The following is a 22,920-nucleotide window of genomic DNA, read 5'->3' on the forward strand; positions in this document are numbered from 1 at the left end:
CATTAAAATGTATCTTTAAATGACAGTCCTGATTCCATAACGTCAAATATTTTTTCTAACGTTGCTTCAGGTAATGCATTGCCTTCACTATCAAATAGGGTAACAACAGATTTATCTGCCATTTTTTCTAGTTGAAATTGGTATTTACCATTCGGTAAATCTACAACAGGCACGCTATCGCCCCAAATACTATCCCAAAAACTGGTTTCAGGTTTAACATAATCAACAAAGTAAATTTTGGTTGATTCGTTAAGATCTTTAATTGTAAAGCCATGCTCTTCAAAGAACAACGGTAAATTAGACCACAACAAGTCTTCGTCAATTTCAACAATAAACGCTGGCTCGCCAGAAACATTTTCACCTAAGCTAACAAACTTATGATTAGCGCGTAACAAACGGTTTTCTTGTTGTTTTAAACGATATTGGAAATCAACTTGTGCAATAATTTCATTTAGCATGTTCATTTCAGCACGTTGTTGGTCAATAATATCTATTTTTTTACTGCCACCTGATTTATCGGTTTTCATGTAATCAAGTAACTCAACCACTAAAGCAACACTTCGTCCGTGCGACTTACTTTCTAGTAAGAAACGATATTTAATGCTTTCAGCAATGGTTATTTCTTTAAATAACCAGCTACCTTCTTCTACTTCTTTATGATACCAGTCTGATTCGAACTCAAAACCCTCTTCGTCGATTTGGGTTAGTTCAACGTTGTCTGATGCTAACTGGCCTTTTATGGCTTTTATGATAAAAGCACGTAAGTCTTCATCGTCAAGCACTTGGTCGAACCAAACTTTAGACGCTGAGGTAGTATTTTCTGTTCTTGTAGATGCGGCAACCGGCAATACAAGCGAAGGTGCTCGTACATCAACACTAGCGCCAACTGGCCCTTCATGGTTTATTTCATCAGTAACAAAGTATGTATCAACTTTTTTAGGCTTGGCTAAGCCTGAAGGTATTTTTAACGCAGGTACTTCTTTATGTTTCGCGTATTCAAAATCGCCTACTGCTTGCTTATTATTTACTGTACTACAGCTAGCAACTGCAACACTTAATAATGAAAAATAAAATATCTTGCGATTCATTAACACTCCCGAGAATACAAATCTGAATCTTTCTAAATTTAATTTTGCTTGTTATATTTATGATTAACATTTTTATTTATTACGACACGCTGTAAAAACATAAGGTCGTAAAGTTCAAGCAATACATCTATAACGCTATTTGATGACTGAAACAGGGCTAAGTTCCCTAAATCATCTCATTTATTTCATCGCTACCAAGTTAATGAGTTTATAGCTAAAATCAGCAGCGCACCATGGTACTTGCCTGAAAATACAAACACAAGATATTGAGGGTATATTTATCACAAAAGATACGAAAATAGTAACGCATTTTCTTTAGGTTTTATTTAACAAGGCGAAAATGCACCAATAGTAACAATTGAATGAGTGATTTACTTTTATTTGAGCCTCAGTTAAACCGCGATTAAAAGTTAGTTAACCTTTAGCTAAGCTTATTCTCGACAAGATGTTTTGTTATAAATACACCTAAGCTATGATTTATAATCAGGTCATTCAATAAAAACTGTTATAAAAGTTAGAACAAATAAAGCGAGCAATTTTGAAATTAAGCTATAAGCTAATTGTTAATTGTTAATTGTTAATTTTAAATTGGCTTAAAGCTTGCTCACTAGCATGTTTAAAAATAACTAACGAAAATATTATTTCTATAAGCCCACCAATAAAAGCCCCTATAAAAAAGTTAGCCGCGAACAGAATACAAAACATACCAGAAAACATTAGTACCGCACCTAAAATCCAATAGGTTTTAATGCCGTATAAAGTGTTAAAAACTAAGTAACGCACACCTATCGCCATTAACATTATTGGGAAAAACCATTCAATTTTAAGTTGTGAGACATAAAAAGCGATGAACAAGCCAACAAACAAAATAATGGTACTTTCTAAAGCGAGCTTACCCAGTGGATTATCTGACTGATGTTTTGCGGAACGTTTTAGCAATTTTGCAAGCAACAATGCTAATGGGTGAATAAGCATCCCACCAAAAAACAACACCAACATACTTGATTGATTGGAGTATAACAGTGCTGTAATGCCAGCTAGGCACCAAATAACACCCGAAACTAAAACCCCTGCTCCACCGCCAAAATACGCAGTGTTCATATCTTTTTGTGCAAGATCAAAATTCATTGTTAATACTTATAGCTCATTAATCGAAGTATCAGGCGAGTCGTTATTTTATCTCAGCCTAAAACGGATAATTTAACTTAACATACCTTAATATTAAATTAACCGCGTTATTTGTGTCTTAGTATTTCAGGATTAATATTTCTTGCTCGGTATCTGTGACTGGGTATTTTTAACTAGGTATTTGTGATTAGCTATTTGTGATTAGCTATTTTTATGACTACCATCACACAAGGGTTGATTATCAGTTACTTTACAGCCACAAAAATAAACCTTTTTCGATGCTATTGCTGTATATTTAACAGGAGTAAATTCAGTTCCTTTATGCGAACCATCACAAAATGGTTGCTTGGTACTTTGCCCACAAGCACACCAAAAATATGATTTTTCAGCTTCTACCTCAATGCCGTACGGTGTATCAGATGCTCTAACAGGTTTATTCATTATGTATTCTCCGTTATTTATAAAACGCTTAAATAAGCTCACAACAAATCTAATTAATCTATCAAATATAAAGGTAAGCCAATTAGAGGCTCAATAAGTATGTTAGCTATTCAGTTTTTCTCATCGTTCTACTACATACTTAGTTTATATTTTTCAAAGCGCATTAAACTGAAATGATTCCTTCAAGATATTGCACTGCTTTACCTGAAATATGAACTTTATCGCCTTTTACACTGCACAATAACTTTCCTCCGCGTGCAGATGCTTGAAAAGCGACTAAATCAAGTTTATTGAGTTTTATTGCCCAAAAAGGCGCTAAACCACTATGGATAGATCCTGTAACAGGGTCTTCGTGCCCGCCATTAGCTGGCCAAAAATAACGAGAAACAAAGTCATATTCAGTCGATTGAGCGGTAACGACTACATCAAAAGGCGCAAGCTGTTTAATCCATTCAATATTTTGTTGTACTGAACGAACAGCTGATTCATCTTGGTAAACCGCAAAATAAGCCTGATCATTTAGCAAAACTTCTTGGGGTTTAATTGATAAGCCATTGATTAGGGCAGCGGGTATATCGTCAACAATTTCAGGCATTTTATTTGGAAATATCATTTCAATATAACCATTACTTTGTTCTGTAACCGATAAATTTCCGACAGCTTTAGCGTAAAAGTTAATCTTCTTTACATCTTGATGTAGCTTAAAAATAACAAATGAAGCCGCTAAGGTTGCATGACCACAAAAATCGATTTCTGTTATCGGTGAGAACCAACGTATTTCATAACTATTCGTGGCTACTAGTTTTACAAATGCCGTTTCTGATAAGTTATTTTCCAAAGCAATTGCTTGCATTAAGGTATCATTGAGCCAATCTTCAACGATAATAACCGCTGCTGAATTACCTTTAAATGCTATATCAGTGAATGCATCAATGACATTAATTTTTAATTCCATAGGGGCAACATGCTCCGCGCGTTTAAGTAGAGTAGAACTGTGCTGTTATATTTATCAGCTTACCTTGATATTTAAAAGCTTAATCCAAATACTGATACAAAATGAACAAACATTATTCACGTTGGCTTTAGCTATGTAACATACGTTACAATAGCTTTTTTTAAATATCACAGTTAGGTTTATTGATGAGCGAGTATTTAGTTTTAACGGCCATGGGACCAGATCGTAAAGGTAGTGTTAGTGATTTAACTAAACTAGCCAGCGAATGTGGCTGTAATATTATAGACAGTAGAATGGCAATTTTCGGTTTAGAATTTACCTTAATTATGTTGCTTACTGGTAATAATAGAGCTATTCATCAATTAGAAAGTAAACTCCCCGCTGTAGCACATAAACTTGAACTTATCACTATGATGAAACGAACTTCAGGTTACCGGGATCAAGATTTTGTTCATCACTATCAAGTGGATTATGCCGGTATCGACCAGCCTGGCGTTTTAAAAGCTGTTACCGCATTTTTTGCTACGCGTAATATCGACATATCATCATTAAAGTCTGAAATTAATCAAAAAAACAATCATATGAGTGCATCCATTTTAATCGCACTGATGGAAGAAACCAGTATTGAAAATCTTGAAAGTGATTTTCTCCAATTGTGTGAGCAATTCGACGTTCAAGGCTGTATAAAGAAAGTCCAATCTAACCAAATAGATTAAACAACCAAATAACCGTTACACTCCTCGTGTATTAGCTAAATGAGAAAGGATAATAACAAATGTTAGAAATAGGCCAACCTGCCCCGAAATTTACATTACTCGATCAAAACAGTAATTCTGTTGAGTTAGACTCATTCAAAGGTAAAAAAGTACTGGTGTACTTTTACCCAAGAGCTTCAACACCGGGTTGTACCGTACAAGCTTGTGCATTAAGAGATTCTAAATCAGCACTTGATGATTTAAATGTAGTTGTATTAGGCATAAGTCCTGATACGCCCAAAAAACTTACAAACTTTATTAATAAACAAACACTGAACTTCACCTTATTATCTGATGAAGATCACGCAGTATGTGAAGCTTATAACGTATGGCAATTAAAGAAGTTTATGGGTAGAGAAAGTATGGGAGTGGTAAGAACATCATTTCTTATTGATGAGAATGGAAATTTAGAACATATTTTTAATAAATTTAAAACCAAAGATCATCACGAAGTTGTTCTAGAAGTATTAAACAAGCTGTAAATCATCACTGATTATTGCTTGAAAACACTCGCAAAAATATCTACACAAGTACCGACAAAAAAGGCTTAACAATTAAATTGTTAAGCCTTTTTTCTTACCAAATAATGGCGTGAAATATAGTCAACTTAGTATTATCCCAATTGATATAAACAATCAATCATTCTAAAGCGGTTTAAAATTGATCAGTTCATTAAGTCAATTGGTATTAGCTATTATCTGAGGAAAGTTGTAAATTTTGTTGATAATTATCAGCGTCTAAAAACCCAGGTTTTGCTAGTGCAACATCAGTTAACTGATTAACTACGTCACCAATAACAATTAATGTTGGTGGGGTAATTTTATGCTCTGCTACTAATGCTGCTAGGTTCGATATTTTTCCGCGAAAAATTTGTTGCTCGGGTTGCGTGCCTTTTCTGATAAGGGCAGCAGGTGTATTAGCATTGCGGCCATGCTTTATTAACTGCTCTGTAATACTTGGCAGAGTATTAATGCCCATATAGAACACTATGGTTTGGCTACTATCACTTAAGCTTTGCCAAGGTAAGTTCAACTGTCCGTCATTTTGCATATGACCGGTAATAAAAGTACAGCCTTGAGCAACACCGCGATGAGTTAAAGGTATGCCAGCGTAAGTGGTACAACCCGAAGCCGCCGTTATGCCAGGACACAGGTGGCAGCTAACACCATTTTTTAATAAATATTGGGCTTCTTCACCACCGCGACCAAATATAAAAGGGTCGCCACCTTTCAAACGAAGTACTCTTTTACCTTGCTGAGCATATTGTAATAAAAGTTCATTAATTCTATCTTGTGGTACACAGTGTTTAGCTTGTTCTTTGCCAACATATAGGCGTTCACAATCAGCCGGTAAAAGCGCCATTATTTCATCACTAACTAGGCGGTCATAAATAGCAATTTCTGCTTGTTCAATAAAACGTAAGGCTCGAATGGTAAGTAATTCTGCATCACCAGGGCCAGATCCAACAAGCGCTACTTCACCAGCTTGTAACTTAGATTTGCTATTTACGTTTTTCAAAACACTTATACTCTATTGATTTTTATATTAAAAAATTACGTTTTATATCGATATGGCAATATTTTGCCTTATTACAACTATTCGATTATAGAATAAAAAAAGTGAATTTTATAAACATTTTATTCAATAACTTAGTGCTAATTAACCTAAGCTATTTTAAATTTATCAAGGTTAGTAAAGGCAGAAACAACGCCAAGTTTAAGTTATAGCAAATGTAATAAGTTATTGACGATTTAAACCGCCTGAAAATAATCGATTCTTTATTTCAATGGGTATTTGCAGGTTTAATAGCCGAGAGTCAGTACAAGGGGAGTGAAAATGTAAACTAAAGCCTGAAGTAAGGCTTTAGTTTTTATAGCGCAGACAAGTTATCTAACCTGAACTCTGGATAATGAGTGCTTGAAACTCAAGTGAACCAAAAGCTTAGGTAATAAAGTAAATGCTATAGCCAGGTGAACATCAATAATAGACATCATCAATGCTTCATTTTATGCCATTTCCAAGGCAAAACGTTTATGAATAGCGCGCTATTTATCGACGTTTTAACACAGAAAATGGCTTAAAAGGGAGCATTGAGCAAGTGCTGCTTATCCAGAGTTCAGGTTATCTATTAACTCTCGGTAATGCCTTCAGCTTGTGTCGTTGTCGACCAAGCATTAAGCACTGCCTTAACAAGCGTTGCTAAAGGAATAGCAAAAAATACGCCCCAAAAACCCCACAAGCCACCAAACAATATTACCGCAATAATAATAGTAACAGGGTGTAAATTAACCGCTTCAGAAAAAAGTAATGGCACTAACAAATTACCATCAAGCGCTTGAATAATTGCATAGGCTATCATCACATAACCAAACTCAGCGCTGGTACCAAATTGAAATAAAGCCACCAATAAAACCGGTAAGGTTACTATGGTTGCGCCTACATAAGGAACAAGCACTGAAAACCCGACTAAAACCCCAAGTAAAACGGGATAGTTAAGCCCTAAGGTTATAAAAGCTATGGTTGATGCTGTGCCAATGATAATAATTTCGATTAATTTACCTCGCATGTAATTCATGATTTGTTGATTCATCTCACTACCCACTTGCTTTGCCATTCGGCGGTCTTTGGGTAAAAATTTACGCAAACTATCAAAAAGTACACTTTTATCTTTCAAAAAGAAAAACACCATTAACGGCACTAAAATAAGATAAATCAATAATGCGACCACATTTGAAATTGAGCCAAGCGATGCTTGTAATGCTAACTGCCCCCATTCAATTAACTTATCATTAACTAAGGTAATAACGTTGCCGATTTGTTCGGCACTAACCAATTCAGGGTACTGCTCAGGCAAGGCCAATAAATAGGTATGCCCTTTGCCAACCATTTGAGGTACTTCTTGAAGTAAATTAGAACTTTGCTGCCATATCACTGGCATTAAACCTAATATTCCCACTAACGTTAGTCCGACAAATACTGACACCACAATAACGACAGAAAGACTACGAGACAAACCAAACTTTGCGAGTTTGTTTACCGGCAAATCTAATAAAAAGGCAATGGCAACGGCGACAAAAACAGGCATTAACAAACTACTAAAAAAATACACAAACAAAAAAGTACAAATTAGGATAACCATTAAGGTTACCGCACTCGGATCCGAAAAATTTCTTTTGTACCAATCGCTAAACAGTGAAACCATAATATTTATTTTTCCATTCTAATCATTAATTCAATAATATGTTGATCAATAATACGCTCTTCAAAGTAAAACCCTTGCTTTAATAACAACTTAGGAATATCTTTTTTAGACCCGTTATCGCAAATACGTATCAGACAACTATCAGTGGGTGTTAACTTTCTTAGTATTAAGCGTAAATTTACCAGTGGAACCGGACATTTATCTTGTGTGGCATCGTATTCGTAAGTCATAAATAAACTATGCGTGGTGCTTTAGTTTGATTATCTAATTTGCGACAATTGATTACAATGACATTTGGTAATTCTTTTGATGTATTTTTAATAATTTAAAGAGGTTATAGAAAATATATGAGCAAACTTTCTGAAAATCCAAGTCTTAAAGAGATTAATGCTTATAAAAATAAATTAAACTGGGGCGATATTCCCTCGATTTATCAATTAGCGAGCAATGCTATAAGAGAAATGGACGGAATGTTAACTCATGGTTTCAATAACCCTTTTAAACAATTACTCGACCAAAGCAATTGGAACCTAAAACTTGCTAAGCAATCGAGTAATATTACAGGTAAAGTATCGACAGGTAAGCCAAAAATTTCACTTTATCATAATATTAATGAACAAGATTATGAGTTACATTGTTACCCAATGAATAATAATGAACCGGTAAAAGAAGCTCAGTTTAATAATCCGCATTGTCCATTTATTGTTTGGACACCGCAAACAATGCAAATATTGTTTAAATTGAACTCATTAGTACCTTTTATTGTCTACACCTTTCAAAAAGGTGATATCGCCGATTATGCCCTTATTCGTTATGCAAACCAGCGTGTTGATGAACTTATTAGCGTGCTTAGCCAGTCTTTTGACATTATTGATATCAAAGGTTACTCAATTGCTGAGTTTTGCAAAGAAATTTATCGTAAACACTCAGAATTACAAAGCTAAATTATGACTAACGATAATACATTTTATAAAATGGAAAACTAAATTTGTTTAAATTAAAACCGCTTATTATTGCACTTGCCTTTACTTCAATAACAACGAGTGCTTTGGCAGCGAGTGCTGAAACCAATAGAAATAAATTACCTGAAATAGGATCAGCAGGTGTCAGTGTTCTCTCTATTGAAAAAGAACGCCAAATAGGCGGTGAAATGATGCGTCAAATTCGTGCCACTCAACCGATATTGCATGATCCCGTACTAACAGAATATATCAACGATTTAGGCAATCGCATGGTGCGAAACGCTAAAGATGTTAACTACAGTTTTGAGTTTTTTGTTATTCGTAACCAAGAGCTTAATGCCTTTGCTTTTTTTGGCGGACATATTGCTATTCATAGTGGCTTGATCACAACCGCAAATACAGAAAGTGAGCTAGCCTCAGTTGTTGCACACGAAATATCTCATGTAACGCAGCGCCACTTAGCCAGAAGACTTGAGTCTCAAAACAAATCTCAACCATTAACTATGGCGGCTATGGTGTCTAGTGTTTTACTTACGCTAATAAACCCAACCGTAGGCATGGCAGCGCTTAGTACAACAATGGCAGCCTCACAACAAGCCAGCATAAATTACACGCGAGGCAACGAGCAAGAAGCCGACAGAGTTGGCATTATGCTACTCGTTAATAGTGGCTTTAACCCGCAAGGTGCACCTGATTTTTTCAACATAATGGCAGAAAAGTATCGCTACACATCAAAGCCCCCTGCCATGTTGTTAACTCACCCACTACCTGAGTCACGTATTGCAGACGCCAGAATTAGAGCACAAAACTTTTCACCTCGCCCATTAGCGCCAAGTTTAGCATTCGAGCTCACTAAAGCCCGAATAAAGGCAAGATATGAAGGCGATGCTGAAAGTAACATTATTAATTTTCAACAAAGCATAGATAAACAACGTTATGCTATTGAAGCAGCAGCGCGTTATGGCCTAGCGTTATCTTATTATGAAAATAAAGACTATGAAATTGCCGTTAAGCAGCTAGAGGCTTTATTAAAAAATGACAATAGAAATTTATTTTATGCCGATGCCCTAACCGACGCCTATATTGGGGTTAAAGATTTTGATAAAGCGATTGCAATGCTTGACGAGTTAAACTTATTAATGCCGAACAACCAAGTCGTGACATTAAATTACGCGAACGTGTTAAATGAAGCCGGAAAATATGCGCAAGCCGAATCATTACTGCAAACTTTTTTAGTGTTAAGTCCGAAAAACTTTATTGCTAATGATTTACTCACCGAAGTGTATAGAAAACAAGATAAAAAAGCCTTAATGCATGCAACGAAGGCTGAAGTTTTCGCACTATTAGGCGCTTACCCTAAAGCGGTTGACGAATTGCAAACAGCATATAACTTTGTTGAAGATAACCCATTATTACAAAAACGCATGAAAGGTCGAATATTGCAACTGCAAGAACAACAAGAAAAGCTTAAACGCTTGTAAAAAATCAGTTAAAATAAGCTTAATTTGATGAACTTAAAATAATCTAAGAGAAATACATGTTAACGATTTATCACAACCCTCGTTGCTCAAAAAGCCGACAAACACTAGCACTTATCGAAGAACAGAACCATGAAGTCACTGTTGTTGAATATTTAAAAAACCCTTTAAATGTTACTGAAATTGGAGCTCTGTTAACCTTGCTTAACGTTTCGCCGCTTGAAATGATGCGAACAAAAGAAGCCGAGTTTAAAGAGCAAAATTTATCTCAAGCTGATAACGCTACGTTAATTGCTGCAATGGCTGCAACTCCTAAGTTAATTGAGCGCCCTATTGTTAGTGATCAAACACGTGCCATTATTGGTCGCCCACCAGAAAACGTGCTGACATTAATGCAGGCTAAAAATTAAAATGGCAACTACACCACGCTTTTCAACCACAAGACTTAAACAAATAACCTTATTTGGCTACTTTTCATTATTATTTTATATGCCATTTTGGTTGATCATTGTTAGTGATGACACAGCGTTATCAGTACCATTAACACTGGCATTTTTTACACTACCTTTATTGTTTCCCATGAAAGGCTTAGTTCAGGGCAACCCATATACTTATGCATGGTCAAACTTTATTGTGATGATTTATTTTTTGCATAGCTTAACAACGTTGTGGGTTTCAGCTGATGAGAAATTATGGGCTGTAGGTGAACTAATTTTAGCTACCACTATGTTCATTGCTGGTAGTTACTATGCTAAATATCGCGGACAAGAGCTTGGCTTAAGTATTCGTAAAAAGAAAGAATAAACAACGCTATTCTTCGATAATTTCTCTCTAAACAAGTAGTTTGGTTTTTTAACCAAAACTAAGCACGAATCACTTGCCATTAAAAAAACACTAAAGTTACCTTTCATTAGTGTTTTTTTATCTTCGCTTACCGTGAATTAACCCATCTTCTTTCTTAAATAGCCTGATCTCTGGATAATGAGAGCTTGATACATAAGTGAATCAAAAGCTTAGGTGGTAAAGTAAATGCTATATCGAGCTATTTATAAACGTTTTAACGCAGATAATGGCTTAAAAGGGGCATTGAGCAAGTGCTGCTTATCCAGAGTTCAGGTTAAACACATTACTCTTTACTAACAGAACAAATTTGTATAAAAATAGTGCAGTATATTTATTATCTGATGACTAAAGTAAACTCAGCTACAACAGTACTATATATTAACCACACAGCAAACAGGGGCTAAAATGAATACTATGCATTTACAACCTAATATTTTCTCCCGCATAAAGTATCGTACGATATTAGCTGCTGCTGTTTTAATAATACAAGGTTGTGGAGGTGGCAGTGGCGCTAAAAATGAAAGTAATGAACCTATTGATGCCTATACACCTGTGGTAACACAAACAGGTATAATCGCTTTTAACGAAAACAGCAAAACTAATCAACCGGTTGAACTGTTTCTTTACTATCCTGACGACTCCCTAAATAATATAAGTTGGCAACAAACTGCAGGCAATGCAGTTGTATTTCTTGCTGACAATTCAAAAGGCATTGCTTTTACTCCTTCTTTTGCTGGTGATTACAGTTTTCAAGTAAGTTTTAATCGAAATGGTCAAAGTGAAACCCTGTCTCATTCTTTTACCGTATCAAACGAAAATAGCCAAATAGCGGCCAGGCTCGGGCATACAGTATTAGAAGGTAACAAGGTTTCTTTGCGAGTCAGCCTAGAAGGTGAACTATTACAAAATAGCATTACTTGGCAGCAACTTTCTGGCCCAAATGTTACTTTTAATGAAGCCACTGATGGTCAATATGCTGTTTTCTTTACGGCACCTGCGGTAAGTGCTGATAGTTTAGTTACCTTTAGCGTTAGCGCTTCAAACGGTACATCACAGCAACAAGATACAGTGGCTATATTAGTAGAAAACGCTGCAAGTATTAGTGGTAATGAGGATATCGCCTACGACACAAGGTTAGCCAAGGTTCACCCGTTTAATGCTAATTCACCCTATGCTGATGTATTGGTAGATTGCGTTTACAGTAATGCCATAGATTTTCGCACTAGCTGTCGCTTAAGTGACTTACCCTTAATAGCGCAAGATACAACCAACCCCACTGTTGAAGATATAATGAACCGTGTTGTGGTTTCACATGACTGGATGGGGCAACGCTTTAAAGAGTTTTTACAAAACTTTGATCCACAAGACGACTTTAAAAATTTATTACGCGCCACCACCGCCATTGTTATCTCCTATGACGTTCGCCCTTCCTATTATTGGGTAGTTACTGGTGCTATTCATTTAGACCCGAATAACTTTTGGTTAACCCCCGATGAAAGAGACACCATAAACGAAGCGCCCGACTATCGCGCCTCATTTGGCGACAGTTTAAACTTTGCCATGCCCTGGAGATATGTTAAAAATAATGATTACGCTAGCTATTATTATCCAGGAAATAGCCGAGTAACACGCAGTGCGAACGACGGGCTTTATAATTTGGCCTCTTTGATGTATCACGAACTCGCCCATGCAAATGACTTCTTTTCCCAAAGCACTTGGCAAAACTTAAACCGCAATGATCGTATACTCGACGCTGCCGATAAAATCATACAGTCTACAGGTATACCCTCAGATTTATTAAGCCAATCGTATCCGCTAAACGGCGCTGAAATGTACGGCTTAGCAAAAGTTCGCTACCAAGGCGAAACAGCAACAAGCCTTGAAAAAAGTTATACTCCAAGTGATGTAAGCCATTTTTTCAGCCCTGAACATGCGCCACAATTTTACAATTACACCAGTAAACGCGAAGACTACGCTATGCTATTTGACGGTTTTATGATGAAAGCCCGATATAATGTTGACCGCGATATAGCGGTTACAAATCAACCTCAAAGTGAAAGTGAAGAGCACCGCGTAAATTGGGGACAACGGGGTCGTATTGGCGATGAAAACATTAAACCAAGAGTTGATTATGTAACACGCAGAATATTGCCTGAATTTACCTCTGCCGCTAGCATGATTAATAATTTATCAGCGCCAATTGCCATGGAGCCAGGTAAAACGTGGAACGAAAATTTAGCCATTAGCCCTATCATTAATCAGCTTAATACAAGCGTAATTAATGATATAAGCGCTAAAAATATCAAACAGAATAAAATTAATTTAAACGGCCCTATGTTTTATGAGAAAGCTATACCTATTCGACAATAATAGTAACGTGTTTATTAGTTGTATAAATTTATACCGTGTTCAGTTATTCATGTAAGCTGATGGGTGTCACCTTATATTACTGTTTGATTGTCTTCAAACTGAGTGTCATTATTAACTTTTCTTAACATGGCGTTATATGTAAAAAAGGTTTATATGGGGACTCTAAAATTAATACTGATTTTTTCAATTATAATTACACTAAAAGTACATTCAATTGAAATTTCAGAAGTGCAATCTGGATACATGTGTGGAGTAGAATCGGGCATGTCTTTCGTTTGCCATGATACGCAGGATATTTACCTTACCGACCAGAGTAAGTGTACCTTTAATAAGGAGGTAGTTCCTTGTACTTGGTACGGATACTCTTTCATATACACCGAAAATATAAAAGGTTCTAGTCTCCAGTGTCTCTATAAATCATCAAAGAAGGCTACGGCTGGAAACACTGTTGAAATAACCGGTAGGAATGTTAATTCTTTCGAGTTCGAGTTGGTACTGGAAAAAGAGTCCGGCTTCTTCTCTAATCCACTATATTCAGTGTATAAAATTCGAGATAAAAAAGAAGAACCAGAAATAGCTAGATGGTTATGTAAAGCTGAAGGTAAAACAGTTTTAGATATTTCTCTAAGGCTTTATTCGCCCGCACTGCCATTCTAATTACAGAAATTAGCAAGAAAACTCATCCTAAATGTTATTGCTATGTAGTAAATTGTATTTATCTTGAGTGTCATAGATTAATCACGTAATTTGAGGCTTAATTTTAAAAGATAAACTCTAAGCATTATTTTAAGCAAAGGAGTCTGCATTGCTCTCTTACCTCAAATAAGCTAAGTTATTTTGGCTGTTAATGTTATTTAGCTGGCCATTTTCATGGTTTATAAGTTTATTCGCTAATGACTATAATGGTTCAAGTTTTTGGCACACGATGTTTTTTGAGTACTTAGCTTGGTCTGCTATTTTATTTCCATTATATTATCTTTTAATGCTTTACCTTGGTTATAAAGCTAATAAAAATCTTGCACCTTCATGGGTTAAGGTTTTAGTGACATTTTTACCTTTATTGAGTGCAACACCATACGCTACCTTATTCTTATTTGTATTTTCAATTATTGCTGCTGTGAGTGCAGTGTAAAATTGCTTATAAAAAATAATAAAAGAACTAAATGATGTTAATGTGCTCTCTAGCTATAAGCTTTATAAACGGCTTATAAATTGAGGCATTAAAACAAAACATCTTTAATGAAAGGAATAGTAATTCGGCGCTGGTCTCTTATAGAGGCTTGATCAAGTTGTTCTAACGCGGCAATTAAGCTGGTCATATCTCGAGATAATCGATTAATTAAAAAGCTAGCCACCTCATCACTTATATACAACCCTCTTTGCTGCGCTCTGTATTGCAATGAAAAAGACTTTTCTTCATCGGATAATGGTTTTACTTGTTCCGTTAAGCCCCAACTCAGTCTAGAAACTAAATCAGGCAAGCTAATATTTAAGTTCGTTACACTTTGATCACCGGTAATAATCAAACATTTATTTTGTTCAACCATACGGTTATATAAATCAAATACGCCTTGTTGCCATTTTTTATTGCCAGCAATCAATTGAATATCATCTAAACAAACTAAATCTATATTCTCTAAGCCATCTAACACATCAACCGAAAGCTGTGTGAGCTCAGAAAAAGACAAGCATAATGAGGTAATGCCTAACGTGTCAGCATAGGCGCAACTAGCATGTAGCAAGTGGCTTTTTCCAACGCCAGATAAGCCAAATAAATACATACTGTGTACTTGTTTGTTGCTTTTAGTTATTTGATCAAGAAAGTGGGTTAGTTGTTGCACAACCATTTGGTTGCTTTGGCTTTTAAAGCTCTCGAAAGTTTCATCGTCGGGTAATTGTACCGATAGCGTTAATTGCGATACTTTTTTCACTTTTCACCCCAATAAAACATTGGTATTTGCTCGCTATTTTCAGGTGCAGCTAATGGGTCTATATAGCGATTTAGCTGTTCGCTTAGCTTTAATGAGGCGAGTAAAGCTTGTTTTGAGCCAATTAAAGCGAGCTTAAAACGTCTATTGGTTGCCTTTGCACTGATCAATTGCACTGACTGCACAGCCGATAAATCAGCTAAGAAGTCTGACACAGCAATTAAGTCTGCTAAAGTTGCGATATTTGCCACATCTATTTCAAACTCATTACTGTTGGTTGTAGAAAGCGCATATTGTTGATAAATAATATCAGTAATGTCTGACAATGCCGTCGTTAATAATTCTTCAGCATTATCTCCAGAGTATGGCTGACTAAATACTTGTGCATGCTCACTTTCTGCATCTGTCATTAAGCTCCAATCAACAATTAAACTGTGATTTTGACAAAGCGGACAAGCTTGTGGATCTTCTGGAGTTGGCACTAAACTCGAATTAGATAGCCTGATCACGACCACGGCCTCTGCTGAATATCGTGCAGAAGCTTGTGCAACGGGTTGAGAAAAACGCCCCCAAACATCGGTGAGTGTTAAAGCAGTAACATCGGTTAAATCCATAATAGGCATTACAACAGGTAAACCGCGTAACTGAGAAAAGTTGTCAATTACGGCAGGCAACAAAGAGTTTGACGTTGAAGAAACTATTTTTCGTTCGAAGCCATTTTCTTCAACCAACCAAAGCATAACCTGAGGTCTTAATCGCCCCCAAATAGCTAGGTCACTGTCTTTAAAGAGTTGATTTATTTTGTCTTCATCAAATGAGACATTAAGCAATACATTGTTATTGTTGTCACGTATATATTGATATTGAGTGACATATTTATTGTAATTTTTTTGCGCTTGATTAATTAGCGGATGGTCAATTTTTTTCCCACCAACTTTCACTAATATAGCACTCAAGGCACTTTTAAGTGCTTGGTTACGATCGTCATTCGATTGTGACGTTACAGCAACTTTTGCGCTGTACAAATTTTCAACTTCGATAGCGCTAATATTAAGCGGTAATACAAAGCAAAAGAAAAGTAGACAATTTCTGAACATATATGGCTTAAGCATGTGTTTCATAATGAAGATCTTACCATAATGTTACTGATTTTTATCACATATAAAAAATAATTTATTTTAAAGATTTTCAGCGGGTCTTTGCGCTGATAGAATGTGCGCCTTTATCGTACAAGTAAACTAACAACATAATTGAGGTTTCCCGTGAGCGAAGAAAAACAGTCTTTAAGTTATAAAGATGCTGGCGTAGATATAGATGCAGGTAATGCCCTAGTTGAAAATATTAAAGGTGCAGTAAAACGCACTACTCGTCCAGAAGTTATGGGAGGGCTAGGTGGTTTTGGTTCTGTCTGTCAACTTCCTACTGGCTATAAAGAACCTGTACTTGTTGCTGGTACTGATGGCGTAGGTACTAAGTTGCGTTTAGCTATCGATCTAGAAAAACATGACACTGTAGGTATCGACTTAGTTGCCATGTGTGTTAATGACCTAATTGTACAAGGTGCTGAACCGCTATTTTTCCTCGATTATTATGCTACAGCTAAACTTGACGTAGCTGTAGCTTCAGCTGTTGTTGAAGGTATTGCTGAAGGTTGTGTACAAGCAGGCTGTGCGCTTGTTGGTGGTGAAACCGCTGAAATGCCAGGCATGTATCACAAAGGCGATTACGATATTGCTGGCTTTTGTGTTGGTGTAGCTGAAAAGTCTCGTTTATTAGACGGCACTAAAGTTGCTGCTGGCGATCAACTAATAGCATTGGGTTCTTCTGGTGCTCATTCAAACGGTTATTCTTTAGTGCGTAAAGTGTTAGAAGTAAATAACACCAATACTAATGACTTGCTTGACGGTAAACCATTAGCAGAGCATTTATTAGCGCCAACAAAAATTTATGTTAAATCTGTTTTAGAATTACTTAAGCATGTTGATGTACATGCATTGTCACATATTACGGGTGGCGGATTTTGGGAGAACATTCCACGTGTTTTACCAGAAAGTGCACAAGCAATTATTGACGGTAACAGCTGGCAGTGGCCTTCAATCTTTAACTGGTTACAAGAAAACGGCAACATCAGCGAACATGAAATGTACCGCACATTTAACTGTGGTGTTGGTATGATCATTGTTGTGCCTGCTGACGAAGTAGAAAAAAGCATTGAAATTCTTAGTGCTCAAGGCGAAAATGCTTGGCACATAGGTGCAATTGCTGACTTACAAGCAGATCAAGAACAAGTTATTATTAACAAAGGTTAATCATTAATGCGAAGCCGAATTGTAGTACTAATTTCTGGCGGCGGCACTAACTTACAGGCAATTATTGATGCCAGTAAGCAAGAAAACTACGGCGGCGAAATAGTCGCTGTAGTTTCTAACAAAGCTGACGTTTATGGGTTAACTCGAGCACAAGATGCCAACATTGCAACCGCTGTGCTTTCACATAAAGACTTTGATAGTCGAGAAGACTACGATACTGCGCTGATAAGTGAAATTAACCATTACCAACCTGACCTCGTTGTTCTTGCTGGCTTTATGCGTATTTTAACGCCTAAATTTGTGCAAAAATTTCAAGGTCGATTAATCAACATACACCCTTCTCTACTTCCTAAATATCAAGGTTTGCATACACATCAACGTGCTATTGACGCCGGTGATAAAGAGCATGGTGTTAGCGTGCACTTTGTTACTGAAGAGCTGGATGGTGGCCCAGTAATTTTGCAAGCAAAGGTTCCTGTATTTCCAGAAGATACCGCCGATGAATTAGCGCAAAGAGTTCATCAACAGGAGCATCGAATTTATCCTATGGTGGTAAACTGGTGCTGTACTAAGCGCGTTACTATGGCTCAAGATCAGGCATTATTTGATGGTGTAATCTTACCTGTTTCAGGTTATGCTAGTGAAGAGTAGCATTTAACCTAGAGAGTTTACCATTTTGAAATCATTAGCTTATATACCTTTATTTTTATCTTGTATTACATGTAATGTCTTGGCAGAAGATAAAGCAGCAAGCAAAGTGATACCGGCGTTTAGTGCAAAATATGTTATTTTGAACAACGATAAGTCGGTTGGTGAAGCAACACGTAAATTGAGTTATCTCGATAATGGTCTGGCAAAATACAGTTATCATACCAATATTGAGTGGTTAATTTTTTCTGATGCCCGTGATGAAACGTCAATTGTTAAACTTGAAGGAAATAAAGTTATTCCGCAAAGTTTTGAATATGTTCGTGAAGGCACTGGCTCAGATAAACATTATAAATGGCGTTTCGACATTGAAAACAACCTTGCTGTTGATGAAATTAAAAAGCGTAATAAAAATGTTGAATATCCTGAAAATATTCAAGACCCGCTTAGTTACCATTTACAGCATCGTCTTAATTTGATTGATAACGCTAAACAAGAGCATTTTGTTTACCCTGTTATTAAAACATCGGGCACTATAAAAAACTATGTTTACCAATATGACGGTGAAGAAGAGTTGATGTTGCCCTATGGCTTGGTGAAAACCATTAGGTTGAAGCGTGAAGTTGTTGAGAAAAAACGGGTTACTTATGCTTGGTTTGCACCTGAGTTAAATTACTTGTTGGTAAAACTGAATCAAACTAAAGGTGATGTAGAACAATTCGAAGCACAATTAAAATCTGTTGCTAACGATAATGCACCAACTATCAAGTAGTTTGAATAAGAGACAAAGGTAAGCGACAGTTTATTTCGCTTACCTTAACGTTTAAAACTAAAGTTTTTATCTTAATTTTCTTGATTCTATATTTAGCCTATTACTCATTCTGCATACTCTACCTGTTTAGTCACTCTGCTTAGTCTTCCTGCTTAGTTTGAAACATTAATTCCCCTTTGCAAAACAATAGCCCTTCACCAGCATACATTCTTTGCCAGGTTTCATCGCCGGTTAAAGGTTGTGTAGCAATTACAGTAACAATGTCATTGTCTGTAGTTTCATGATCAAAGTTCACCACCATTTCTGCATCTATTAAACTTGCATTACCAAAAGGTGCCCTACGTGTTAACCAATGTAAATTATTACTGCAGTAAACCAATAAAAAGTCACCGTCGGTTAATAATAAATTAAACACACCTAATTTATGTATTTGCTGACAAAGGCTAATAATATAGTGAAACATCACTTCGGTGTTAGGCTCTTCACCATCAAATTTTTTCAGCAGTTGATCTAATATCCAACAAAATGCTTGTTCACTGTCAGTCTCACCAATGGGTAAATGATATTTAGTGGTTAATTGAGCTTTATAATCCGCTAACTGGCCATTGTGAGCGTAAGTCCAATTTTTTCCCCACATAGGACGAATAAAAGGATGGGTATTAACTAAAGAAACATCACCAGAATTGGCTTGTCGAATATGACAAATCACGGTTTCGCTTTTTATTGGATAGTTAGTTACCAACTCAGCGATAGGTGAATGCGCTGAAGGTAAAGGATCTTTAAAGCTCCTGCAGCCTTTACCTTCGTAAAAGGTAATGCCCCATCCATCTTTATGTGGTCCGGTATTACCACCTCTCTGCATTAAGCCACTAAAACTAAAGCAAATATCTGTTGGTACGTTGGCACTCATAGCCAGTAATTCACACATAATATAAAACCAAATAAATAAACAAAGGTAAAACCTAAAAAGTACACCATGACAATAACGACATTATTCCTCATAATTACGCTAAACAGTATTGTTTTTTATTAACTATAATAAATAATACTGATGTATTTTACGTTGAGCTAAGCGCACAATAATCGTGTTTTGAGTCAATGTTACCAATATTTGGAGATAAAGCAGCTAAGTAACTATAAATAATTTGAAATTATGTGACAGACGAATTAAGCTTAAATAATTGATCTGGTCTGACCTTTCTTTCGTATAGTATTTTTAAGATAGCGTTAAACCTAAATTTTACACTAAGGAATAAATGTGGACTACTTAACTTGGATACTCATTGCTATAGCATTATGCGGGTATATGGCTTATTCACGCGCCTCACTATCAACTTTTACTATGTCATTCGCTTTACTGATGATTGTTGGCACTTTTTTCGGTGTTATCGGTTTCTTCGGTTGGTTACTTTTCGTTATTATTGCCATACCGCTAAATATTAGCGATATTCGAAAGCAATATATATCTAGCCCGTTACTTGCAATGTTTCGCGGCATTATGCCCGAAATGTCAGACACTGAACAAGAAGCTATTGATGCAGGTACAACTTGGTTTGAAGCTGAATTATTTCGCGGCACTCCTGATTGGAAAAAGCTACATAATTACCCTAAGCCTCGACTAACCCCTGAAGAGCAAGCGTTTTTAGATGGCCCAGTAGAAGAAGTTTGTCGCATGACAGACGATTGGGAAACCACACATGAGCTTGCCGACTTAACACCTGAAGTATGGCAATATTTAAAAGATAATAAATTCTTCGCCATGATCATCAAAAAGCAGTACGGCGGTCTTGAATTTTGTGCTTATGCACAATCTCGTGTGCTACAAAAGCTTTCTAGTGTTAGCACTGTGCTTGCTTCAACGGTCGGTGTACCAAACTCACTTGGTCCTGGCGAATTATTACAACATTACGGCACTAAAGAACAACAAGATTATTATTTACCTCGTCTAGTTAAAGGTGATGAAATTCCATGTTTTGCTTTAACTAGCCCTGAAGCTGGCTCAGATGCTGGTGCTATTCCTGATTTCGGCGTTGTTTGTCGTGGTGAGTTTAATGGTGAAGAAGTGCTAGGTATGCGCTTAACATGGAATAAACGTTACATAACTTTGGCTCCTGTTGCCACTGTTCTTGGTTTGGCATTTAAATTACAAGACCCTGATCACTTGCTAGGTGAAGAAGACTTAGGTATAACTTGTGCGTTGATACCTACAGATCTTGAAGGTGTTATTACAGGTCGTCGTCACTTCCCACTTAACGTACCATTTCAAAATGGTCCAACTCAAGGTGATGGCGTTTTCGTTCCATTAAGTTTCATCATTGGTGGCCCTGAAATGGCTGGCCAAGGGTGGCGTATGCTAGTTGAATGTTTATCTGTTGGCCGTGCGATTACTCTCCCCTCTAACAGTACCGGTGGTATTAAATCACTTGCGCTAGCAACGGGTGCTTATAGCCGTATTCGTCGTCAATTTAAAATTTCAATCGGCAAAATGGAAGGTGTTGAAGAAGCACTGGCTCGAATTGGCGGTAATGCTTATTTAATGGATGCCGTAACGACAATGTCGACAGGCGCTATTGATATGGGCGAAAAGCCAAGTGTGATCTCGGCAATTGCAAAATATCATTTAACTGAAAAGATGCGTTCTTGTGTTGCTGATGCTATGGATATTCATGGTGGTAAAGGCATTTGTATGGGCCCAGGAAATTACTTGGCTCGTTCTTATCAAGGTGCTCCAGTTGCCATTACTGTAGAAGGCGCTAACATTTTAACACGTAGCATGATTATCTACGGTCAAGGTGCAATTCGTTGTCATCCTTATGTTTTAGCTGAGTTATCTGCCGCTAACAATAAAGATAATGACCAAGCACTTAATGATTTTGATCATGCGTTATTCGGCCATATCGGTTTTGCTATTAGTAACATTTGCCGTAGTGTTTGGTTCTCATTTACCGGTAGCTATGCATTAAGCTCGCCATACAATGATGAAACAAAACGTTACTACCAATTAATGACTCGTTTTAGCTCAAATTTAGCCATGCTTTCTGATATTGCCATGTTAACTCTTGGTGGTGATTTAAAACGTCGTGAGCGTATTTCAGCAAGATTAGGTGATATTCTTAGTTACTTATACTTAGCATCTGCAACACTTAAGCGTTATAACGATGAAGGACGTCAAAGTGCTGATTTACCACTAGTGCAGTGGGCGCTTGAAGATAGCTTATATAATATTCAACAAGCAATTGATGAGCTTATTAGTAACTTCCCTAACCGTATTGTAGCTAAAATGTTACGTATGATCATTTTACCGCTAGGTAGCTGGTTGAAAAAACCATCTGACGTTACGGATCATAAAGTAGCTGCTTTATTGCAGTACCCAAATGAAACACGTACACGTTTAGGACATGGTCAATACCTAACACGCGAAACAGGAAACGTTTTAGGCGAGTTAGAACAAACACTAGAAGATATTATTGCTTGTGAACCTATTTTTGACAAAGTTTGTCGTGAATTAGGTCAACGATTACCATTTTATCATCTTGATTTAGTAGCAGAAAAAGGCCTAGCTGCCAATATTATTACTCAAGAAGAAGCTGACTTATTAACAAAAACTGAAGTAGCACGTAAAGCGACTATTGATGTTGATGATTTTGACTCTGACTATTTAAAAGCAGGTAAATAAACAACAATTAACTATTGTTGACAAATTTAAAGCCCATTACTGCCGCGTGTATTAATGGGCTTTTTAATTCGCTGCTTTAACTCATTTTGTTAATGACTTATCTAATACAAAATAATAACGGCAAAGCCTAATAAATATAGACTCTGAAATAGTTAATAATTTCCTTCACTGACCTTGATAAAGTTACTAACTAATTGAACGGACATATCCCCCAATACATTCGAACTTCATAGCATTGTTTTGACCATTTGATATCATTTAGACTTATTATGATTTTTTGATAAATCATAATAATTTTAGGAAAGCTGTATTTAGCATTTAGATGGTTTTGCCCTACCTTTATTAATACCAAAAAGACGTGTTCT

General features: G+C 36.5%; 22 protein-coding genes. 12 read left to right on the plus strand and 10 right to left on the minus strand.

Annotation, left to right across the window (positions count from 1 at the left end; translation table 11 throughout):
* Positions 1–2: 2 nt before the first annotated feature.
* The 4 genes from bamC to AC27H3_RS10100 form a co-directional block, all read right to left on the minus strand.
* On the minus strand, positions 3–1,088 hold the full coding sequence (bamC, locus tag AC27H3_RS10085; RefSeq protein ID WP_487105887.1) for an NlpB/DapX family lipoprotein: 1,086 nt from the start codon (positions 1,086–1,088) through the stop codon (positions 3–5).
* A gap of 570 nt (positions 1,089–1,658) precedes the next feature.
* On the minus strand, positions 1,659–2,216 hold the full coding sequence (locus AC27H3_RS10090) for a DUF7010 family protein (RefSeq protein WP_487105888.1): 558 nt from the start codon (positions 2,214–2,216) through the stop codon (positions 1,659–1,661).
* Positions 2,217–2,417: 201 nt separating this feature from the next.
* Positions 2,418–2,657, minus strand: a complete 240-nt coding sequence (locus AC27H3_RS10095) for a CDGSH iron-sulfur domain-containing protein (RefSeq protein ID WP_487105890.1) — start codon at positions 2,655–2,657, stop codon at positions 2,418–2,420.
* A gap of 163 nt (positions 2,658–2,820) precedes the next feature.
* Positions 2,821–3,612 (minus strand): PhzF family phenazine biosynthesis protein, encoded by a 792-nt coding sequence (locus AC27H3_RS10100; RefSeq protein ID WP_487105892.1) that lies wholly within the window; start codon positions 3,610–3,612, stop codon positions 2,821–2,823.
* A 185-nt stretch (positions 3,613–3,797) separates the two neighbouring features.
* Here AC27H3_RS10100 and AC27H3_RS10105 point away from each other — a divergent pair, with 185 nt between their 5' ends.
* On the plus strand, positions 3,798–4,328 hold the full coding sequence (locus AC27H3_RS10105; RefSeq protein WP_487105894.1) for a glycine cleavage system transcriptional repressor: 531 nt from the start codon (positions 3,798–3,800) through the stop codon (positions 4,326–4,328).
* Between the two features lie 59 nt (positions 4,329–4,387).
* Positions 4,388–4,849 carry a thioredoxin-dependent thiol peroxidase gene (gene bcp / locus AC27H3_RS10110; RefSeq protein WP_487105896.1) on the plus strand — a complete coding sequence of 154 codons (462 nt, stop codon included), beginning with the start codon at positions 4,388–4,390 and terminating at the stop codon, positions 4,847–4,849.
* Positions 4,850–5,054: 205 nt separating this feature from the next.
* Here the strand turns inward: bcp and cobA are convergent, their stop codons facing one another.
* From cobA to AC27H3_RS10125, 3 genes are all read right to left on the minus strand, one after another.
* Entirely contained in the window at positions 5,055–5,885 is an 831-nt protein-coding gene (gene cobA / locus AC27H3_RS10115; protein ID WP_085304893.1) for a uroporphyrinogen-III C-methyltransferase, read from the minus strand.
* 610 nt (positions 5,886–6,495) lie between these two features.
* Positions 6,496–7,569 (minus strand): AI-2E family transporter, encoded by a 1,074-nt coding sequence (locus AC27H3_RS10120; RefSeq protein WP_085304896.1) that lies wholly within the window; start codon positions 7,567–7,569, stop codon positions 6,496–6,498.
* 5 nt (positions 7,570–7,574) lie between these two features.
* Positions 7,575–7,799, minus strand: a complete 225-nt coding sequence (locus tag AC27H3_RS10125) for a sulfurtransferase TusA family protein (RefSeq protein WP_085304898.1) — start codon at positions 7,797–7,799, stop codon at positions 7,575–7,577.
* Between the two features lie 117 nt (positions 7,800–7,916).
* Here AC27H3_RS10125 and AC27H3_RS10130 point away from each other — a divergent pair, with 117 nt between their 5' ends.
* From AC27H3_RS10130 to AC27H3_RS10155, 6 genes are all read left to right on the plus strand, one after another.
* Entirely contained in the window at positions 7,917–8,513 is a 597-nt protein-coding gene (locus AC27H3_RS10130) for a hypothetical protein (RefSeq protein ID WP_487105899.1), read from the plus strand.
* Between the two features lie 44 nt (positions 8,514–8,557).
* Positions 8,558–10,012, plus strand: a complete 1,455-nt coding sequence (bepA, locus tag AC27H3_RS10135; RefSeq protein WP_233131422.1) for a beta-barrel assembly-enhancing protease — start codon at positions 8,558–8,560, stop codon at positions 10,010–10,012.
* Between the two features lie 56 nt (positions 10,013–10,068).
* Positions 10,069–10,419 carry an arsenate reductase (glutaredoxin) gene (gene arsC / locus AC27H3_RS10140; RefSeq protein ID WP_487105902.1) on the plus strand — a complete coding sequence of 117 codons (351 nt, stop codon included), beginning with the start codon at positions 10,069–10,071 and terminating at the stop codon, positions 10,417–10,419.
* Position 10,420: 1 nt separating this feature from the next.
* Complete coding sequence (locus AC27H3_RS10145; RefSeq protein ID WP_085304904.1) at positions 10,421–10,813, plus strand: DUF2069 domain-containing protein; 393 nt, start codon at positions 10,421–10,423, stop codon at positions 10,811–10,813.
* A 444-nt stretch (positions 10,814–11,257) separates the two neighbouring features.
* Positions 11,258–13,222: a hypothetical protein gene (locus tag AC27H3_RS10150; protein WP_487105904.1), complete on the plus strand. Its 1,965-nt coding sequence runs from the start codon at positions 11,258–11,260 to the stop codon at positions 13,220–13,222.
* 847 nt (positions 13,223–14,069) lie between these two features.
* The gene (locus tag AC27H3_RS10155; protein WP_487105906.1) at positions 14,070–14,354 is read left to right on the plus strand and encodes a hypothetical protein; all 285 of its coding nucleotides are present in this window, start codon (positions 14,070–14,072) and stop codon (positions 14,352–14,354) included.
* Between the two features lie 88 nt (positions 14,355–14,442).
* On the opposite strand, the gene hda is transcribed toward AC27H3_RS10155, so the two are convergent.
* Together hda and AC27H3_RS10165 are read right to left on the minus strand one after the other, a co-directional pair.
* Positions 14,443–15,153, minus strand: coding sequence for a DnaA regulatory inactivator Hda (gene hda, locus AC27H3_RS10160; protein WP_487105908.1), 711 nt, complete (start codon positions 15,151–15,153; stop codon positions 14,443–14,445).
* Entirely contained in the window at positions 15,150–16,271 is a 1,122-nt protein-coding gene (locus tag AC27H3_RS10165) for a DUF2066 domain-containing protein (RefSeq protein WP_487105910.1), read from the minus strand. Before AC27H3_RS10165 ends, hda begins: the two co-directional genes overlap by 4 nt.
* Before the next feature lie 141 nt (positions 16,272–16,412).
* On the opposite strand from AC27H3_RS10165, the gene purM reads away from it, so the two are divergent.
* From purM to AC27H3_RS10180, 3 genes are read left to right on the plus strand one after another with little or no spacing between them, the layout of a single operon-like run.
* A complete protein-coding gene (purM, locus tag AC27H3_RS10170) occupies positions 16,413–17,459 on the plus strand; it encodes a phosphoribosylformylglycinamidine cyclo-ligase (protein ID WP_487105912.1) in 1,047 nt (348 codons plus the stop codon).
* 6 nt (positions 17,460–17,465) lie between these two features.
* The gene (purN, locus tag AC27H3_RS10175; RefSeq protein ID WP_487105914.1) at positions 17,466–18,110 is read left to right on the plus strand and encodes a phosphoribosylglycinamide formyltransferase; all 645 of its coding nucleotides are present in this window, start codon (positions 17,466–17,468) and stop codon (positions 18,108–18,110) included.
* A gap of 25 nt (positions 18,111–18,135) precedes the next feature.
* Positions 18,136–18,879 carry a DUF3108 domain-containing protein gene (locus AC27H3_RS10180; RefSeq protein ID WP_487105916.1) on the plus strand — a complete coding sequence of 248 codons (744 nt, stop codon included), beginning with the start codon at positions 18,136–18,138 and terminating at the stop codon, positions 18,877–18,879.
* Between the two features lie 139 nt (positions 18,880–19,018).
* Here the strand turns inward: AC27H3_RS10180 and AC27H3_RS10185 are convergent, their stop codons facing one another.
* On the minus strand, positions 19,019–19,807 hold the full coding sequence (locus AC27H3_RS10185) for a class II glutamine amidotransferase (protein WP_487105918.1): 789 nt from the start codon (positions 19,805–19,807) through the stop codon (positions 19,019–19,021).
* Positions 19,808–20,137: 330 nt separating this feature from the next.
* Between AC27H3_RS10185 and fadE the strand changes: the two genes are divergently transcribed.
* Complete coding sequence (gene fadE, locus AC27H3_RS10190) at positions 20,138–22,555, plus strand: acyl-CoA dehydrogenase FadE (RefSeq protein ID WP_487105920.1); 2,418 nt, start codon at positions 20,138–20,140, stop codon at positions 22,553–22,555.
* The last annotated feature ends 365 nt before the right edge of the window (positions 22,556–22,920 follow it).

Source organism: Colwellia sp. NW0002-52-1 (assembly GCF_057550865.1).

Bases quoted from the DNA above. Each gene is read 5' to 3' on its own strand.
- bamC (WP_487105887.1), bottom strand. From the start codon at position 1,088: ATGAATCGCAAGATATTTTATTTTTCATTATTAAGTGTTGCAGTTGCT.
- AC27H3_RS10090 (WP_487105888.1), bottom strand. From the start codon at position 2,216: ATGAATTTTGATCTTGCACAAAAAGATATGAACACTGCGTATTTTGGC.
- AC27H3_RS10095 (WP_487105890.1), bottom strand. From the start codon at position 2,657: ATGAATAAACCTGTTAGAGCATCTGATACACCGTACGGCATTGAGGTA.
- AC27H3_RS10100 (WP_487105892.1), bottom strand. From the start codon at position 3,612: ATGGAATTAAAAATTAATGTCATTGATGCATTCACTGATATAGCATTT.
- AC27H3_RS10105 (WP_487105894.1), top strand. From the start codon at position 3,798: ATGAGCGAGTATTTAGTTTTAACGGCCATGGGACCAGATCGTAAAGGT.
- bcp (WP_487105896.1), top strand. From the start codon at position 4,388: ATGTTAGAAATAGGCCAACCTGCCCCGAAATTTACATTACTCGATCAA.
- AC27H3_RS10120 (WP_085304896.1), bottom strand. From the start codon at position 7,569: ATGGTTTCACTGTTTAGCGATTGGTACAAAAGAAATTTTTCGGATCCG.
- AC27H3_RS10125 (WP_085304898.1), bottom strand. From the start codon at position 7,799: ATGACTTACGAATACGATGCCACACAAGATAAATGTCCGGTTCCACTG.
- AC27H3_RS10130 (WP_487105899.1), top strand. From the start codon at position 7,917: ATGAGCAAACTTTCTGAAAATCCAAGTCTTAAAGAGATTAATGCTTAT.
- arsC (WP_487105902.1), top strand. From the start codon at position 10,069: ATGTTAACGATTTATCACAACCCTCGTTGCTCAAAAAGCCGACAAACA.
- AC27H3_RS10145 (WP_085304904.1), top strand. From the start codon at position 10,421: ATGGCAACTACACCACGCTTTTCAACCACAAGACTTAAACAAATAACC.
- AC27H3_RS10150 (WP_487105904.1), top strand. From the start codon at position 11,258: ATGAATACTATGCATTTACAACCTAATATTTTCTCCCGCATAAAGTAT.
- AC27H3_RS10155 (WP_487105906.1), top strand. From the start codon at position 14,070: ATGTTATTTAGCTGGCCATTTTCATGGTTTATAAGTTTATTCGCTAAT.
- AC27H3_RS10165 (WP_487105910.1), bottom strand. From the start codon at position 16,271: ATGAAACACATGCTTAAGCCATATATGTTCAGAAATTGTCTACTTTTC.
- purN (WP_487105914.1), top strand. From the start codon at position 17,466: ATGCGAAGCCGAATTGTAGTACTAATTTCTGGCGGCGGCACTAACTTA.
- AC27H3_RS10185 (WP_487105918.1), bottom strand. From the start codon at position 19,807: ATGTGTGAATTACTGGCTATGAGTGCCAACGTACCAACAGATATTTGC.